Raw genomic sequence first — 14,255 nt, forward strand, 5'->3', positions numbered from 1 at the left:
CCATGCGCCGCAGCGGTCGATGTGCGAGCTTCGTGGCGGTCGTTCTTGTCGCCGCACATGTGGCCGGGTGCGCAACGTTTGCGACCAGCGAAAGCAAGTTGCAGGCGGTCAAGACCGTCGGCATCATTTCGGCGGTCGGCGATCGAGTGACCGTCTCCAAGGGAGGGCTCACGGGTCTCGACAATGGCAGCAAGAGCTTCCCTATCGAGCCGTGGGGGCTTGATGATCTGATCGTCCAGCAGGCGACGGCGGCGCTGGGCGGCCGCTTTCAGGTGCAGCCGGTCACCTACAGCCGTTCCGCCTTTGCCACCATCAAGGATTCCGTGTTCACGCCCGCCAACCTTGTTCGCGGCGATCCGTTCAAGCAGCTGGTCCGGACCGAGGTGTCTCCGCAAGGGCTCGATGCGTATATCGTCATCACCAAGGGGCAGGCGGCCTACGGTGGCGGCCATCGAAAGGTCGAAGGCGTCGGCTTCATCACCTACCAGACGGTGACGGAGTCCTACAGCCAGATCTATGCGCTCTACGAAATCAGGGTGATCGACGGCAAGACGTTTGACGTCATCGACAAGAAAGCGGCCCAGCCGCTGGGCAATGCGGGGAATGTCTCGCTCGCCGGTCCGAGTCGACCGGTCGACGGGAATTTTCCGATCAGCTCGGGCGACGGCAACGATGAGGGCCTGCACCGGGCGATCGTCAACCTGATTACGCGCAGCCTGCCGACGACGTTGGGCGACATGCATCTCGCGGCTGTCCGCTGACCAATCAACAGACTGGGAGAACTGCTTTGGAGACGTCGATGTTTGACCGGTACTGGTTCCTGCTGGCCGTCTTGCTTGGCGTTGTCGTGATATTCCTGGCGAGCCTGAGCTTGATCATCGGCCCCTAGATCAGGCACGCAGCATCGCAAGGCCGGGTTCACGTCAGGCGTGGTGCAGGGACGACGGGTTACTCCGCCGCCAGTACCGTAATCTCGGGCCACAGCGCCTTCCACCGCGCCGCCTTGTTCGCATAGTTCACGACGGAAAAATTCGTGGTCCGGTTCGGCCGCACGATCATGCCGGCGACATCGTCGAAGCCGTTCGGCGCATAGACGTCGTAGCCATTGGCACTGCGGCGGATGCCGATCTGCGTGGTCGCGGTGATGAAGCGATCGATGCCGTCGCTCGAGCGCGACAGCGCGGGGTAGGGCAGGCCGTGCTTGCCGGGGTACCAGAGATGGACGCGGGCCTGGTTTCGCGCCTCGATCGCAACCCCGAGATTGCCGAGCCGCGCCTTGAGGTCGCGGATCACGGCGTCCTCGGCCTCCCATGAGGTATCCGGATCGAAATAGAAGATGTCGTAGTCGCTGATGCCGCGATCGATCGGCCGGCCAGTCAGCACATTCCACACGGTCTGCACCAGGCAGCCGGACACCAGCCACGCATCGGGCAGGGCAACGCGGTGCAACTCGTCCGTTATTGCTTGATTGGCCGGGTTGCGAAGTGCGGCTGTGAGGAATTGGTCCCGGGTCATGCTTTTCTCCGTCATTGCGAGGAGCCAACGGGTCGCGCGAACGCGCGCCCGATGACAGGCTCCGCGACGAAGCAATCCATCGATCCGTTATGCGTGACATGGATTGCTTCGCTGCGCTCGCAATGACGGATGAGAATTATCCCATCGTCCCGTCGTAATCCCTGACCGCTTTCTTCGATGCCAGCGTGCGCCAGTGCCGGCGCAGCAGCGGCTCGACGGTCGTGCGCTTGGCCTTCGACAGGCGGATCAGCACGGTCGGATAGTCGCGGTAGTGATCGGTGAAGTAGAACACCTTCGGCTGGCTCTCGACCAGCATGTCGCGCTCATCCGGCGGCACGCCGGGCATCACCAGGCTGTCGCCGTCTTCCTTGAGCCGCACCAGCATCTTCTTGCGCACCTTCAGCGCCCGCCGTGCCGTAGGAAGAGCCGTCCTCGACCTCCGGCCACGCCAGCACAAGGGTCCTGACGTCGTCGAAGGTCACGTTGGCGAACTCACTGCACCGAGGTGAAGAATCGCGCGAGGCGGAAGCCGGAGAGCCAGGTCCAGACCGGCTGGCTGCGGATGCCCATGTCCCAGGAGCCGACCACCGCATCGGCGCGGCCGATCAGATTGTCGATCGGCAACAGGCCGACGCCGCCGTCGCGCACCGGCACGCGGCTGTCGGCGGAATTGTCCCTGTTGTCGCCGAGCACGAACAGATTGCCCGGCGGCACCGTCACCTCGGCCGTGTTGTCGAGCCTTCCGTTGTCGCGGATCTTGAAGATCGCGTGGCTGACGCCGTTCGGCAGCGTCTCGATATAGCGGTAGGCATCCTCGCCGCCGCCGCGATCGTCTTCGGCAAAGCCGGTGCCGTCGGGCTTCAGTGCCGCCGGATGATCGTTGATGAAGAGCTGGCCTTGCCGCATCTGGATGCGATCGCCGGGCAGCCCGACCACGCGCTTGACCCAGGCCTGCGAGCGGTCGCCCGGCCAGCGGAACACGACGACGTCGCCGCGCTTCGGCGTCTCGCCGAACACCCGGCCGGTCTCCGGCAGCGTGATCTGGATCGGCAGCGACGCCGCGCCGTAGCCATAGGGGAATTTCGAGGCGACCAGCGCGTCGCCGATCAGCAGCGTCGGTTCCATCGAGCCCGACGGCACGTAGAACGGCTCGGCGATCGCGCCCTTGGCGAGGAACACGACGGCCACGATCGCCGCCAGTTGCACGGCCTGCCCGCGCCAACTGGTCGGCTTGGCCGCCACGACTTCGTTTCCGCTGCTCACTAGCCCGTTCCTCCGACCGTAATCCGTTCCATCCGCAGCGTCGGCTGGCCGACGCCGACCGGCACACCCTGGCCGTTCTTGCCGCAGGTGCCGATTCCCGTATCGAGCGCAAGATCGTTGCCGATCATGGTGATCCTGTGGAGATCGGTCGGTCCATTGCCGATCAGCATGGCGCCCTTCAGCGGCGCGCCGAGCTTGCCGTTTTCGATCTTGTAGGCCTCGGTGCACTGGAACACGTACTTGCCCGAGGTGATGTCGACCTGGCCGCCGCCGAAATTGGCGGCATACATGCCGTTCTTCACCGATGCGAGAATCTCGGCCGGGTCGCGCTCGCCCGACAGCATGTAGGTGTTGGTCATGCGCGGCATCGGCACATGGGCATAGCTCTGCCGGCGGCCGTTACCAGTCGGCTTCATGCCCATCAGGCGGGCATTCTGGCGGTCCTGCATGTAGCCAACCAAAACGCCGTCCTCGATCAACACGGTGCGGTTGGTCGGGGTGCCTTCGTCGTCGATCGACAGCGAGCCGCGGCGCGACGCCATGGTGCCGTCGTCGACCACGGTGACGCCCTTGGCCGCGACCTGCTGGCCCATCAGGCCGGCGAAGGCGGAGGTCTGCTTGCGGTTGAAATCGCCCTCGAGCCCGTGGCCGACGGCTTCATGCAGCATCACGCCGGGCCAGCCTGCGCCGAGCACGACATCCATCTCGCCGGCGGGCGCCGGCACCGATTCGAGATTCACCAGCGCCTCGCGCAGCGCGCCGTCGGCGGCATCGCGCCAGGCCTTGGTCTCGATGAAGCGGGCATAGCCCTCGCGGCCGCCATAGCCCTTGCTGCCGCTCTCCTGCCGGTCGCCCTGGCCGGCGACCACGGAGATGTTGACGCGCACCAGCGGGCGGATGTCGCGATAGCTTTCGCCATCGGGCCGCAGAATTTCCACCACCTGCCAGGTCGCGGTGAGGCTGGCCGAGACCTGCCGCACCCGCGGGTCCTTGTCCCTGACATAGGCGTCGATCTCGCCAAGCAGTTTTACTTTTGCCTCGAATGCCGGACCGTCCAGCGGGTTCTCGTCGCCATAGAGCCTGACATTGGTGTGGGCCGGCGCCGCGGCGAACGTCCCGGCGTAGCCGCCGCGCACCGCCGCCACCGCATCCGCCGCGCGGATCAGCGCCGGGATCGAGACGTCGGAGGAATGCGCATAGCCGACGGCGTCGTCCTTGACGGCACGCAGGCCGAAGCCCTGCGAGGTGTCATAGGTCGCCTGCTTCAGCCTTCCATTGTCGAACACCAGCGCCTCGGTCTGCCCGAACTCCAGGAACAGCTCGCCGTCGTCGGCGCCTTCAAGTCCGCGGGATACCTCGCGGCGAACGGCATCGCGGTCGAGATTGGCGCGGTCGAGCAGGGAGGTGGTGGCGGGATTGGTCATGGTCACTCCGACGCAATGCGATTCCTGACGATTCCTTGTCATCCTTGCCTGAAGCGCAACTGATTGCCAGTGCGGAACCCGCATCAGGAATTTCGGGCGATTGAAGCAGAGACGAGCGGAAAACTCACCTTACAACCCGGAAACCTGTGCCGGTCCCGGTTCAGGCCTGGACGGCGATTGCTCAAGATAGTGTTTGGGGTGGCAAACCGGGAGTGCCTGCGGCCATGCGGCCAATCACGGCCGTCCCCCGGGATCCTCACCTTGTCGTCATCACCCCGCGCGCCGATCCGCCTTCCGCGGCGGGGTTTCCGGCACGCCGCCATCGCCCGACGGCTCAGACTTCGGTTGTGCGGCGCCCTGCGCCGAGGTCGGAAAACCATGCTCCTGCGCCCACCGGTACAGCTCGTCGAACACCGGTTTGAGCGCCTTGGCCGACGGCGTCATCTCGTACTCAACCCGCGGCGGCACTTCGGGATAGACCGTGCGCTTGACTAGGCCGTTGGCCTCGAGATCGCGCAGCTGGGTTGTCAGCATGTGCTGGGTCACGCCGGGGATGGCCTGCCGCAATTCGCCGAACCGGCGCTTGCGCTCGACCAGTTGCCAGAGGATGTCGCCCTTCCATTTTCCGGCCAGCACCGACAGCGCCCGGTGAAATTGCGCCGACAGGTCGCCGTTGCACGGCTCGGACGCCGCCGGAGGCTCGGCTGGCTCAATAGTCAGTTTTTTCATACTACCTCACAAAAAGCATCCTACTTGTTCTTTTCATCTTACTCCCGAATTTAGTGCATCGAAAGCCGCGGTCCGGTCTCCGAATGGGCGGGTGGCCGCGGGTCCGGTCGATTTGGACAATTGGGGAGTCATCGATGTCAGTTGCCATTGCCGCCGCGCCGTCGCGCTGGAAATCCGTCACCCTCTGGGTCGTCAGGGGACTGCTCGCTCTGGCCTTTGCCGCCGCCGGTGCCGCCAAGCTCTATGGCGTGCCGATGCTGGTCGCGGAATTCGAGCATATCGGGCTCGGCCAGTGGTTCCGCTATTTCACCGGATCGCTCGAGCTGCTCGGCGCGGTCCTGATCCTGGTGCCCCCGGTCGCGGCCTTCGGCGGCCTGCTGCTGAGCTGCATCATGATCGGCGCCACCATCACGCATCTGTTCCTGATCGGCGGCTCGCCGGTGCCAGCCCTCGTGCTGCTGACCTTGAGCGCGATCGTCGCCTACGCCAAGCGCAGCCAGTTCGGCTTGCTCGCGAGCTTGCCGTGAGCTGGCCGCGATGCGCGTCTCTCGCCGCATCCTGACGCTGGCCGCGGGGCTTGTGCTGGCCTTCGCGGTGCCGTTCGCCGTGACATTGCTGCTCACTGGTTCGGTCGCGGCGGTCTCCAAACCGGAGGCGAAGAAGGCGGAGCCGCGCGTGCATCATGTGGTGCTGCCGATCAACAGCGACGATCCGACCACGATGCGGGCGCTGATCTCGACCGCGCTCAACCTCCCGAAATATTATCGGGAGCGCAACGAGCCGTTCGAGATCGAGGTCGTCGCCTACAATGCCGGCGTCCACATGCTGCGCACCGATACCTCGCCGGTGAAGGATTTGTTGCGGGTGGTGCGGGGGCTCACGCCGGACATCCGCTTCGTGGTCTGCGAGGCCACCAAGCTCGGCATGGAGCGCGCCGAGGGACATCCGCTGGTCCTGCTCGACAATGTCGACCTGGTGCCGAACGGGCCTGGACGCATCATCGAATTGCAGGAAGCCGGCTGGTCCTACATCCGGTCGTGAACGATGCGGATAGTGCAAGAGGAGAGCCCGACATGACTTCTATTCGCGTGCCCACCCGCCGCGCCGTCGTCGCCGGCATGATCGGCGCCGGCGCCGCGCTCGCGATGCCGGCGACAGCGGCGCGCGCAGCGTCGGGACCGCCGCCATTCGGCACCATCCGCCATCAGTTCACGCTAGTTCAAGGCGCACGCCCGGTGCCACCGGTCGCAATCCCGGCGCTCGCCGGCGGCACGCTCGATCTCACCGCGTTCAAGGGCAAACTGGTGCTGGTGAATTTCTGGGCCACATGGTGCGCGGCGTGCCGGACCGAGCTGCCGATGCTGGATCGCCTCGCCGCCAGCGGCCGTAGCGATCTTGTGGTCGTTGCCATCAGCACCGATCGCAACCGCGCGCAGGTCGCGCCCTACGTCAAGCAGTTCAAGCTGCGCCGTCTTGCGATCGGCTTCGATCCCGGCGGTCTCGTCTCGCGCGTCGACGCCGCCGAGGTCGACACGCCGTTCGCGCTCTACGGCATGCCGATCTCGTTCCTGATCGGGATCACCGGACAGGTCGAGGGCTACATGACGGGTGAAGCCGACTGGCTGTCCGCCGAGGCGAGTAGGTTGTTCGATTACTATGCGGGTGGTGCTACGCAGTAGTGGCGCGTTGCAGCCGGCCTAGGGCAATTTGTCATAGCCCTCCGCGAGCCCATTCAGACTCAGCGGGAACCCGATGCCCTCTTCCGGGGTCTCGAAGATGATGAACGTCGCGGTCTTGGCGTTCTTGAGCTGGCCGAGCAGCTTGTCGTCCATCACGACCTCGGCGACGCAGCCGTTGGGCAGGCAGCGGACAAAACCGGCACGGCCGACGTCCTGGTTGTCGAGCTTCAGGCCGAGGCCGGAGGGCAGCAGCACGCCGAGCGGGGCGACCACGCGCATCAGGCGGCTCTTCTGGTCGGCGGTCTTCAGCACGATGACGGTCAGGCCGGCATTGGAGCGGTCTTCGGCTACCACGCTCTGGATCAGCGCGCATTGCTCGGCCTGGGCGCCCGGCGGGGTGTCGCAGCGGATCTGCCAGTCGCCATGGACCGAGCGCACCGCGCCTTGCGCGTTCGCCGGCTGGGCCAAGCAGAGAGAAAAGGCCAGAATCAGCAGGCTGCCGAGCCAGCCGGCCTTTCGTCCTGCCTGAATTTTCGAAGCGCCCATCCGGGGTCGATCCTTTGATTGTCCGGTCGGTCCGGCCGTCGAGGCCGCCGGGTAGCACGCATCAGTCGACTGATACCGCAATAGGGCGCCTTGAAGGCGATCTTGAAGCCATTCCCGCGCCGGATTGGGGCAGCCCGCAGCGAATCAGGTTCCTGCGGACCAGCCCGTCTGTGCCTACATCCGGTAATCCCCCTGTCAACAGTGCGCGGGGTTGTTTCGGCGACTTTCGCTTGATTTTGCGGGAAAAATCGCAAGCGGCAGCTTCATCGCACGCGCATGGCTTTCGGCCGTACTACTGCATTGCGAGCGCCTGCGAATTATGGTTTGAGAGGCTGGATTTCGACGCGTTCTAGCGATCTGGCTCCCGTACCCACCTGGACTCAGAGATGGGTATGTCCGGAAGGCCATTTGTCAGGGCGGATCGTGCTGTATCTCCGGTCACGTGCCGGGGGTGCGTTGGGGAATAATGCAAGGGAGCGCGAACGGCATGAAGATGTCGATTGGCCGGTTGGGCAGGCAGTTGCTGGGGTTGGCGGTGGCGGGTGTGGCGTCAGTCGCCGCGGGATCGGCCTTCGCCGAAATGGGGCAGCCGGCGCCGTGGGAACACACGCTGCAGGAAGCCGCGACCCCGGTGATGGAAAACATCATCTGGTTTCACAATTTCCTGCTGGTGCTGATCACCGTCATCACCCTGTTCGTGCTGGCGCTGCTCGTCATCGTGGTGGTGAAGTTCAACGCCAAGGCTAACCCGGTCCCCTCCAAGACCACCCACAACACCCTGATCGAAGTGGCCTGGACGCTGATCCCGGTCCTGATCCTGGTCGGCATTGCGGTGCCGTCGTTCCGCCTCCTGTTCCTGGAGCTCGACGTGCCGAAGCCGGACCTCACCGTGAAGGTCACCGGCAAGCAGTGGTATTGGTCCTACGCCTACCCGGATAACGGCAAGTTCGAGTTCGACTCGCTGCTCGACAAGGACAAGCAGCCCCGGCTGCTCGGCGTCGACAACGAGATGGTGGTCCCGGTCAACAAGGTGGTGCGGATCCAGACCACCGGCGCCGACGTGATCCACTCCTTCGCGGTGCCGGCTTTCGGCGTGAAGATCGACTCGGTCCCCGGCCGCCTCAACGAGAGCTGGTTCAAGGCCACCAAGACCGGCGTGTTCTACGGCCAGTGCTCGGAACTGTGCGGCAAGGACCATGCCTTCATGCCGATCGCGGTGCGGGTCGTTAGCGACCAGGAATTCGCGACCTGGGTTGAAGGGGCCAAGAAGAAGTTTGCGACCAACCCGGCGAATTCCTACGCCTCGGCTGGTCAGGCGGCGCAGTAAGCCTGACGGCTGACGGCGCGGACGGAATTAAGGGCGACGGGACCGCAAGGTCCGAGAGGGACTGCAAGGCAGGATTTTGAACATGGCGACAGGCGCAGCGACACACGACGATCACGCCCATGATGATCACGCCCACCATCCGACCGGATGGCGGCGCTATCTCTACTCCACGAACCACAAGGATATCGGTACGATGTACCTGATCTTTGCGGTGATCGCGGGCATCATCGGCGCTGCGATGTCGATCGCGATCCGTGCCGAGTTGATGTACCCGGGCGTCCAGATATTCCACGAAACCCACACTTATAACGTGTTCGTGACCTCGCACGGTCTGATCATGATCTTCTTCATGGTCATGCCGGCGATGATCGGCGGGTTCGGCAACTGGATGGTGCCGCTGATGATCGGCGCGCCGGACATGGCGTTCCCGCGCATGAACAACATCTCGTTCTGGCTGCTGCCGGCCTCGTTCGCGCTGCTGCTGCTGTCCACCTTCGTCGAGGGTGAGCCGGGCGCCAACGGCGTCGGCGCGGGCTGGACCATGTACGCGCCGCTGTCGACCTCGGGCCATCCGGGACCGGCAGTCGATTTCGCGATCCTGTCGCTGCATCTCGCCGGTGCGTCGTCGATCCTCGGCGCCATCAATTTCATCACCACGATCTTCAACATGCGCGCGCCGGGCATGACCCTGCACAAGATGCCGCTGTTCGTGTGGTCGATCCTGGTGACCGTGTTCCTGCTGCTGTTGTCGCTGCCGGTGCTCGCCGGTGCGATCACCATGCTGCTGACCGACCGCAATTTCGGCACCGCCTTCTTTGCGGCTGACGGCGGCGGCGATCCCGTGCTGTTCCAGCATCTGTTCTGGTTCTTCGGCCACCCCGAAGTGTACATCCTGATCCTGCCTGCCTTCGGCATGGTCAGCCAGATCGTCTCCACCTTCTCGCGCAAGCCCGTGTTCGGCTATCTCGGCATGGCCTACGCCATGGTCGCGATCGGCGGCATCGGCTTCGTAGTGTGGGCGCACCACATGTACACCGTCGGCATGTCGTCGGCGACGCAGGCCTATTTCGTCGCCGCCACCATGGTGATCGCGGTGCCGACCGGCGTGAAGATATTCTCCTGGATCGCTACGATGTGGGGCGGCTCGATCGAGTTCAAGGCGCCGATGATCTGGGCGATCGGGTTCATCTTCCTGTTCACCGTCGGCGGCGTCACCGGCGTGGTGCTGGCCAATGCCGGCGTCGACCGCGTGCTGCAGGACACCTACTACGTGGTGGCGCACTTCCACTACGTGCTGTCGCTCGGCGCCGTGTTCGGCATCTTCGCCGGCTGGTACTACTGGTTCCCGAAGATGTTCGGCTACATGTACTCGGAGCGGATCGCCAAGGCGCACTTCTGGTTCACCTTCATCGGCGTCAACCTGGTGTTCTTCCCGCAGCACTTCCTCGGCCTGTCGGGCATGCCGCGCCGCTACGTCGACTATCCGGATGCGTTCGCCGGCTGGAACCTGATCTCCTCGTGGGGCTCCTACATTTCCGGCGTCGGCGTCTTGATCTTCATCTACGGCGTGATCGATGCCTTCGTCCGCAAGGAGCAGGCTGCGAACAATCCGTGGGGTGCGGGTGCGACCACGCTGGAGTGGACGCTGACCTCGCCGCCGCCGTTCCACCAGTTCGAAGTGCTGCCCCGCGTGCAGTAAGTCCAAGACAACGCGGCGCACCCTGGGTGCGCCGCGCCTTTTGAGAGAGTGAGACCTGATCTTGTCGGTTGTCGATCACAACGCCATCGAGCTGCCCCGGATTTCCGAGGCCGAAGTGGGCGACTACATCGCGCTGTTGAAGCCGCGCGTGATGTCGCTGGTGATCTTCACCGCGCTGGTCGGGCTGATGATCGCGCCGGTGCATGTCCATCCGGTGCTGGCGTTCACCTCGATCCTCTGCATCGCGGTCGGCGCCGGCGCCTCCGGCGCGCTCAACATGGCCTATGAGAGCGACGTCGACGCCCTGATGTCGCGCACCGCCAACCGGCCGATCCCGCGCGGCAAGATCACCCCGGCCGAGGCGGCCGCCTTCGGTCTGACGCTGGCCTTCTTCTCGGTGATGACGCTCGGCATCCTGGTCAATTGGGTGGCTGGCGGGCTGCTTGCCTTCACCATCTTCTTCTATGCCGTGATCTACACGATGTTGCTGAAGCGCTGGACCGCGCAGAACATCGTGATCGGCGGCGCTGCCGGCGCGCTGCCGCCGGTGGTGGCGTGGGCGGCCGCGACCGGCTCGCTTTCGGTCGAGCCGATCCTGCTGTTCCTGATCATCTTCTTCTGGACCCCGCCGCACTTCTGGGCGCTGGCGCTGTTCCGCAGCGACGACTATGCGCGCGCCGGCATTCCGATGCTGCCGGTGGTTGCCGGTCCTGACGCGACCCGGCTGCAGATCCTGCTCTACACCATCGTGCTGGTCGCGATCGCGCTGGCGCCGTGGCCGCTCGGCTATTTCGACGCGATCTACGGCATCACTTCGCTGGTTCTCGGCGCCGGCATGCTGTGGCTCGCCATCGAGGTCTATCGCCGCCGTGAAGGCACAGCCGCCAACCGCGCTACGCGCCGGCTGTTCGCCTTCTCGATCCTCTATCTGTTCGCGCTGTTTGCCGTCCTCCTTGCCGAGGTCGTGGTCCGCGCGATCCTGCCTGTCTTCATCGGATAGGAACGCCGGGGGGCAAGATGGGGGCGCATGGGATAGCAATGGACGAGAAACGCGAACCAGAAGGAATCGTCCTCACCGAGGCGCAGCTCAAGAGCCGCCGCCAGCGCTCGATCGCCATTGCGCTCGCGCTCGGCGTCATGGTCGTGCTGTTCTTCGCCGTCACTCTCGTCAAGGGGCCGGCCGTGCTGGTGCGGCCGCTGTGAGTGAGATGGCCAACCAGGGTGCACCGCAGGCTCCGCAAGCCAAGGGCGCGAAAGTCACGCGCCGCGTGCTGACGCGCGACGCCATTGTCGCCTCGATCTGCGGCTTCGTCGTGGTGTTGATGGTCGGCGCGTCCTACGCGGCCGTGCCGTTCTACAACTGGTTCTGCCGCACCACCGGCTTCAACGGCACCACCCAGGTCGCGACCTCGGTGCCTTCGGATGCGCCGCTCGCGCGGACCATCGCTGTCAGCTTCGATTCCAACGTCGCGCCGGGCCTGCCCTGGAAGTTCGAGGCCGAGCAGACCACGATCGACGTCAAGATCGGCCAGGTGGTCACGGTCTATTACACGGTGACCAACCAGTCGGCGCGCACCACGACCGGACAAGCCGCCTACAACGTCGCGCCGCTCACGGTCGGCGCCTATTTCCAGAAGATCAACTGCTTCTGCTTCACCGAACAGACCATGGCGCCGGGCGAGAAGCGCGAGATGGCCGTGGTGTTCTACGTCGATCCGGCGCTGGCCAGGGACAGCGAGAACGACACGCTGAAGACTATTACTTTGTCCTACACCTTCTTCCCCGTGCGCGATGCCGCGCCGAAGCCCGTGGCTGCGGGCGAGGCGGAGCAGCGCAAGGGCGGCTAGTTCTGGAATTCGAGATTAAGACGTGCCTTGCGGCACGCGAATGGAGAGACGGCAATGGCTGAGGCGCAAGTCAAGCATCACGACTATCATCTCGTCGACCCGAGCCCGTGGCCGGTGGTCGGCTCGGTCTCGGCCTTCATCATGGCGCTCGGTGCGATCGGCTGGATGCACCACATGTTCTCCGCCGCGCCGATCGTGTTCGGCGTCGGCACCATCGGCGTGCTATACACCATGGCGAGCTGGTGGGGCGACGTGATCAAGGAAGCCCAGTACAAGGGCGACCACACCCGCGTGGTGCAGATCAGCCACCGCTACGGCATGATCCTGTTCATCGCCTCCGAAGTGATGTTCTTCGTCGCCTGGTTCTGGGCGTTCTTCAATTCGGCGCTGTTTCCTGCCGATGCGGTGCACGCCACCCGCGATGCGGTGTTCGGCTGTGGTGCCGGCACGGCGATGGGCGCCTGCTCGGTCCCCGGCACCTGGCCGCCGCATGGCATCGAGACCTTCGATCCCTGGCATCTGCCGCTGCTCAACACGCTGCTGCTCCTGACCTCGGGCACGACCGTCACCTGGGCGCACCATGCGCTGCTGGAGAACGACCGCCAGGGCCTCAAGCAGGGCCTGATCCTCACCGTGATCCTCGGCGCCCTTTTCACCTGTGTGCAGGCCTATGAGTACGCCCATGCGACGTTCTCGTTCGGCGGCAACGTCTACGGCTCGACCTTCTTCATGGCGACCGGGTTCCACGGCTTCCACGTGCTGGTCGGGACCATCTTCCTGCTGGTCTGCCTGATCCGCGCCTATGCCGGCCACTTCACGCCGAAGCAGCATCTCGGCTTCGAGTTCGCCGCCTGGTACTGGCACTTCGTCGACGTGGTCTGGCTGTTCCTGTTCATCTGCATCTACGTCTGGGGCCACGGCGCCGAGTCGATGGCGCACGGCGCACACTAACGTCACTGACGTGCTAAGAGGGGGCGGCCTGATGGCCGCCCCCTTTGCTTTTGAAGAGAACCGATGACGGATACTCCGCCCACTGTGACCGAAAGCGCGCTGCGCGGCATCGCTTGCCGCTGCCCGCGCTGCGGCAAGGGCAAGCTCTATTCCGGCTTCCTGACACTGGCGCCGCGCTGCCAGGCCTGCGGCCTCGACTTCGCCTTCATCGATGCCGGCGACGGACCGGCGATCTTCGTCATCATGCTGGCCGGCGCCATCGTGGTCGCCGCGGCGCTGATCGTCGAAGTGAAGTACCAACCGCCGTTCTGGGTTCACGCGGCGCTGTGGCTGCCGTTGATCGTGGTCACCACGATCCTGCCGCTGCGTTCAATGAAGGCGCTTCTGATCGCGCTGCAATTCCACCACAAGGCCGCCGAAGGCCAATTGATCGAGCGCGACCCGCAATGAACGATACGACGAACAAAACGTTTTCCAGCGAAGTGGGCACCGGTTCGCGCGAAGGAAGCGCATCAAAAGGCTCTCAGCGGCCGAGCGCGGCCGGCTTCGGCGTTTTCACGCTGATCCTGATCGCGGTGTTCATCGCCCTCGGCGTCTGGCAATTGCAGCGCAGGGTCGAAAAGCATGCGTTGATCGCCGCACTCGACGAGCGGCTGGCCGCCCCGACCGAGGCGCTGCCGCCGCCATCGGCGTGGCCCACGGTGACCTCGGCCAAAGATGAATTCCGCCGCGTCACCCTGACCGCGACCTACGCGAAACAGCCGGATGCGATGGTCTTCAGCTCCGGCTCCGCGGTGCGCGACGATGTCGCAGGGCCCGGCACCTGGGCGTTCCTGCCGGCCAAGCTCGCCAGCGGCGAGACCGTCGTGATCAACACCGGCTTTGTGCAGAACACGATGCAGGACCGTGCCTTCGAGGATCGCGTCACCGGCCGCCTCGTCACCGGCGCGCCGGTCGAGCTGACCGGCTACATCCGCTTTCCCGAGCCGCCGGGCCGGCTGACGCCGAAGGAAGATCCGGCGAAGCGGCTGTGGTTCGTGCGCGATCATCGCGCGATGGCGCAGGTGCTCGGCTGGGGACAGGTCGCGCCGTTCTATATCGACCTCGAGGCGCCGGTGCCCGACAGCGGAACGCCGAAGCCCGGACCGCTCAAGGTGCGGCTCAAGGACGACCACATGCAGTACGCCATCACCTGGTTCTCGCTGGCCGCCGCGGTCACGATCGCCTTCGGCCTGTGGTGGCGCGGCCAGCGGCGCAGGGCAGGCTGAGGCGAGC

Annotated in this window: 17 protein-coding genes and 1 pseudogene; 12 read left to right on the plus strand and 6 right to left on the minus strand. The window is 65.0% G+C overall.

Annotated elements, in window-relative coordinates:
• Positions 1–32: 32 nt before the first annotated feature.
• Positions 33–761, plus strand: a complete 729-nt coding sequence (locus ACVIGA_RS25870) for a hypothetical protein (RefSeq protein WP_456668499.1) — start codon at positions 33–35, stop codon at positions 759–761.
• 187 nt (positions 762–948) lie between these two features.
• Here the strand turns inward: ACVIGA_RS25870 and ACVIGA_RS25875 are convergent, their stop codons facing one another.
• The 5 genes and pseudogenes from ACVIGA_RS25875 to ACVIGA_RS25895 all read right to left on the minus strand — a co-directional run bounded on the left by ACVIGA_RS25875 (position 949) and on the right by ACVIGA_RS25895 (position 4,931).
• Complete coding sequence (locus ACVIGA_RS25875; RefSeq protein ID WP_456668500.1) at positions 949–1,515, minus strand: nucleotidyltransferase family protein; 567 nt, start codon at positions 1,513–1,515, stop codon at positions 949–951.
• Positions 1,516–1,651: 136 nt separating this feature from the next.
• Positions 1,652–1,997, minus strand: a pseudogene (locus ACVIGA_RS25880) (MmcQ/YjbR family DNA-binding protein).
• Between the two features lie 10 nt (positions 1,998–2,007).
• Positions 2,008–2,778: a signal peptidase I gene (gene lepB, locus ACVIGA_RS25885; protein WP_207834863.1), complete on the minus strand. Its 771-nt coding sequence runs from the start codon at positions 2,776–2,778 to the stop codon at positions 2,008–2,010.
• A complete protein-coding gene (gene tldD, locus ACVIGA_RS25890; protein WP_456668501.1) occupies positions 2,778–4,202 on the minus strand; it encodes a metalloprotease TldD in 1,425 nt (474 codons plus the stop codon). The genes lepB and tldD overlap by 1 nt, the downstream gene beginning before the upstream one ends.
• Before the next feature lie 270 nt (positions 4,203–4,472).
• The gene (locus ACVIGA_RS25895; protein ID WP_456668502.1) at positions 4,473–4,931 is read right to left on the minus strand and encodes a winged helix-turn-helix transcriptional regulator; all 459 of its coding nucleotides are present in this window, start codon (positions 4,929–4,931) and stop codon (positions 4,473–4,475) included.
• A gap of 134 nt (positions 4,932–5,065) precedes the next feature.
• On the opposite strand from ACVIGA_RS25895, the gene ACVIGA_RS25900 reads away from it, so the two are divergent.
• From ACVIGA_RS25900 to ACVIGA_RS25910, 3 genes are read left to right on the plus strand one after another with little or no spacing between them, the layout of a single operon-like run.
• Positions 5,066–5,458, plus strand: coding sequence for a DoxX family protein (locus ACVIGA_RS25900; RefSeq protein ID WP_456668503.1), 393 nt, complete (start codon positions 5,066–5,068; stop codon positions 5,456–5,458).
• A 10-nt stretch (positions 5,459–5,468) separates the two neighbouring features.
• Positions 5,469–5,972 carry a DsrE family protein gene (locus ACVIGA_RS25905; RefSeq protein ID WP_456668504.1) on the plus strand — a complete coding sequence of 168 codons (504 nt, stop codon included), beginning with the start codon at positions 5,469–5,471 and terminating at the stop codon, positions 5,970–5,972.
• Positions 5,973–6,004: 32 nt separating this feature from the next.
• Positions 6,005–6,610 carry a TlpA family protein disulfide reductase gene (locus ACVIGA_RS25910; protein WP_456668505.1) on the plus strand — a complete coding sequence of 202 codons (606 nt, stop codon included), beginning with the start codon at positions 6,005–6,007 and terminating at the stop codon, positions 6,608–6,610.
• Positions 6,611–6,628: 18 nt separating this feature from the next.
• Here ACVIGA_RS25910 and ACVIGA_RS25915 read toward each other — a convergent pair whose 3' ends face one another.
• Positions 6,629–7,156, minus strand: coding sequence for an invasion associated locus B family protein (locus ACVIGA_RS25915; RefSeq protein ID WP_456668506.1), 528 nt, complete (start codon positions 7,154–7,156; stop codon positions 6,629–6,631).
• 487 nt (positions 7,157–7,643) lie between these two features.
• On the opposite strand from ACVIGA_RS25915, the gene coxB reads away from it, so the two are divergent.
• From coxB to ACVIGA_RS25955, 8 genes are all read left to right on the plus strand, one after another.
• The gene (gene coxB / locus ACVIGA_RS25920; RefSeq protein WP_097676655.1) at positions 7,644–8,483 is read left to right on the plus strand and encodes a cytochrome c oxidase subunit II; all 840 of its coding nucleotides are present in this window, start codon (positions 7,644–7,646) and stop codon (positions 8,481–8,483) included.
• 82 nt (positions 8,484–8,565) lie between these two features.
• Positions 8,566–10,182: a cytochrome c oxidase subunit I gene (ctaD, locus tag ACVIGA_RS25925; RefSeq protein WP_223966133.1), complete on the plus strand. Its 1,617-nt coding sequence runs from the start codon at positions 8,566–8,568 to the stop codon at positions 10,180–10,182.
• 61 nt (positions 10,183–10,243) lie between these two features.
• On the plus strand, positions 10,244–11,182 hold the full coding sequence (locus ACVIGA_RS25930; protein ID WP_456668507.1) for a heme o synthase: 939 nt from the start codon (positions 10,244–10,246) through the stop codon (positions 11,180–11,182).
• Between the two features lie 38 nt (positions 11,183–11,220).
• Positions 11,221–11,385: a CoxF protein gene (locus ACVIGA_RS25935; protein ID WP_176528844.1), complete on the plus strand. Its 165-nt coding sequence runs from the start codon at positions 11,221–11,223 to the stop codon at positions 11,383–11,385.
• A 5-nt stretch (positions 11,386–11,390) separates the two neighbouring features.
• Entirely contained in the window at positions 11,391–12,029 is a 639-nt protein-coding gene (locus ACVIGA_RS25940) for a cytochrome c oxidase assembly protein (RefSeq protein ID WP_456670890.1), read from the plus strand.
• Between the two features lie 54 nt (positions 12,030–12,083).
• Entirely contained in the window at positions 12,084–12,980 is an 897-nt protein-coding gene (locus ACVIGA_RS25945; protein ID WP_212319921.1) for a cytochrome c oxidase subunit 3, read from the plus strand.
• Positions 12,981–13,043: 63 nt separating this feature from the next.
• Entirely contained in the window at positions 13,044–13,430 is a 387-nt protein-coding gene (locus tag ACVIGA_RS25950; protein WP_092119130.1) for a DUF983 domain-containing protein, read from the plus strand.
• Complete coding sequence (locus tag ACVIGA_RS25955; protein ID WP_456668508.1) at positions 13,427–14,248, plus strand: SURF1 family protein; 822 nt, start codon at positions 13,427–13,429, stop codon at positions 14,246–14,248. Before ACVIGA_RS25950 ends, ACVIGA_RS25955 begins: the two co-directional genes overlap by 4 nt.
• Positions 14,249–14,255: the final 7 nt, after the last annotated feature.

Source organism: Bradyrhizobium sp. USDA 3240, from assembly GCF_054063295.1.

Coding starts and splice junctions, on each gene's coding strand:
- ACVIGA_RS25875 (WP_456668500.1), bottom strand. CDS start 1,515: ATGACCCGGGACCAATTCCTCACAGCCGCACTTCGCAACCCGGCCAAT.
- tldD (WP_456668501.1), bottom strand. CDS start 4,202: ATGACCAATCCCGCCACCACCTCCCTGCTCGACCGCGCCAATCTCGAC.
- ACVIGA_RS25895 (WP_456668502.1), bottom strand. CDS start 4,931: ATGAAAAAACTGACTATTGAGCCAGCCGAGCCTCCGGCGGCGTCCGAG.
- ACVIGA_RS25900 (WP_456668503.1), top strand. CDS start 5,066: ATGTCAGTTGCCATTGCCGCCGCGCCGTCGCGCTGGAAATCCGTCACC.
- ACVIGA_RS25905 (WP_456668504.1), top strand. CDS start 5,469: ATGCGCGTCTCTCGCCGCATCCTGACGCTGGCCGCGGGGCTTGTGCTG.
- ACVIGA_RS25910 (WP_456668505.1), top strand. CDS start 6,005: ATGACTTCTATTCGCGTGCCCACCCGCCGCGCCGTCGTCGCCGGCATG.
- ACVIGA_RS25915 (WP_456668506.1), bottom strand. CDS start 7,156: ATGGGCGCTTCGAAAATTCAGGCAGGACGAAAGGCCGGCTGGCTCGGC.
- coxB (WP_097676655.1), top strand. CDS start 7,644: ATGAAGATGTCGATTGGCCGGTTGGGCAGGCAGTTGCTGGGGTTGGCG.
- ctaD (WP_223966133.1), top strand. CDS start 8,566: ATGGCGACAGGCGCAGCGACACACGACGATCACGCCCATGATGATCAC.
- ACVIGA_RS25935 (WP_176528844.1), top strand. CDS start 11,221: ATGGACGAGAAACGCGAACCAGAAGGAATCGTCCTCACCGAGGCGCAG.
- ACVIGA_RS25940 (WP_456670890.1), top strand. CDS start 11,391: ATGGCCAACCAGGGTGCACCGCAGGCTCCGCAAGCCAAGGGCGCGAAA.
- ACVIGA_RS25945 (WP_212319921.1), top strand. CDS start 12,084: ATGGCTGAGGCGCAAGTCAAGCATCACGACTATCATCTCGTCGACCCG.
- ACVIGA_RS25950 (WP_092119130.1), top strand. CDS start 13,044: ATGACGGATACTCCGCCCACTGTGACCGAAAGCGCGCTGCGCGGCATC.
- ACVIGA_RS25955 (WP_456668508.1), top strand. CDS start 13,427: ATGAACGATACGACGAACAAAACGTTTTCCAGCGAAGTGGGCACCGGT.